At 54.8% G+C, this 1,075-nt stretch carries 1 protein-coding gene and 1 pseudogene; both read right to left on the reverse strand.

Annotated elements, in window-relative coordinates; translation table 11 throughout:
* Positions 1 to 26: 26 nt before the first annotated feature.
* Positions 27 to 302: pseudogene (locus FYK55_RS28715) on the reverse strand (transposase); the annotation flags it as partial.
* A 143-nt stretch (positions 303 to 445) separates the two neighbouring features.
* The gene (locus FYK55_RS30195; protein WP_150080060.1) at positions 446 to 781 is read right to left on the reverse strand and encodes an FHA domain-containing protein; all 336 of its coding nucleotides are present in this window, start codon (positions 779 to 781) and stop codon (positions 446 to 448) included.
* Between the last annotated feature and the right edge of the window lie 294 nt (positions 782 to 1,075).

The raw sequence follows: 1,075 nt of genomic DNA on the forward strand, positions 1-1,075 counted from the left end.
CCGCTTCTGTGTCGGGCTCAGTCGTTTCCCCGGAGTGCCTCCTTCAGCATCGCCTTGTCGAGTTCGGACTCGGCCAAAAGACGCTTCAAACGGGCGTTCTCGCCTTCCAGCTCTTTCAGCCGCTTGGCCTCCTGGCTCTTCATTCCCCCGTACTGGTTCCGCCAGCGATTGAACGTGGCCTCACTGACCTCCAGGAATTTCAAGACCTCTTCCATGCTCTTGCCGTTGCTGAGCATGACTTCCGCATCCCGCAGCTTTTTAACGATTTGCTCCGGACTATGGCGTCTACTTCGCTTTTTCATCTGAGTGTCTCCTGCCCGAAATCGGGCGTTACACTCTCATACCACCTGGATCAGTTTTTGGCGAGCACTCCAACCGGGCGCGTGCTCACTAGCCAGTGAATTCCTACGCTGCCTGAGACGGGCGTATGACGATGTCGGAAGATCTAAAGCCGTCGCCAGTACAAGTACCAATTACGAAGCCCAACACCAATCAGGTCGCCAGCTTCGAGTGTAACACGTTGCTCAAATCGGATGAGCTTGCCATTCACGAATACAGGCCTGTGCCACCCCTCATCGACAAAGTGACGTCCTACCGCGCGATCCCAAACCAGAATGCACTGGTACCTTGCAATGGACAGTTCGTCTACAAGCACATCTGATCCGACATAGCGACCGATCGTTGTTTTGTCCGACAACACATACGAAGTCCCGAATGGGATTCGAGGTGCGGAAATGACTCGTAAGCAAAAGTCTTTCGGCGACGATTCGGGAATACCCATGCTCACTAACCGGACTCCCTAACGTTCATATGTTACTACGAGTTCGCCATACGCTTTGATCGCTATAGCCGCTCGTCGGACACACATCCTCCACTTGGCTCGCGATTATCCCGCCCTGGCACCTCCTTCCGCCGCTCGCCCGACACCGCAGCCATTGGAGCAAGGAACCGTTACCCATGACGACCCGCACTTCAGCCGGGCTTCGTGAACCCAGTCCTTGTTATTCGGCTCGTGCTTCGCGAAGTCAAAGACTTACTTGTTCTGCGGGTTTTCGGAGTCGCCAAATCATGACAG

This window comes from Roseiconus nitratireducens, assembly GCF_008629675.1.
In the GTDB taxonomy this organism is placed as follows: Bacteria; Planctomycetota; Planctomycetia; order Pirellulales; family Pirellulaceae; genus Stieleria; species Stieleria nitratireducens.

What these genes read in the sequence shown, in the direction of transcription:
- FYK55_RS30195 (WP_150080060.1), bottom strand. Translation starts at nt 781, where the DNA reads ATGGGTATTCCCGAATCGTCGCCGAAAGACTTTTGCTTACGAGTCATT.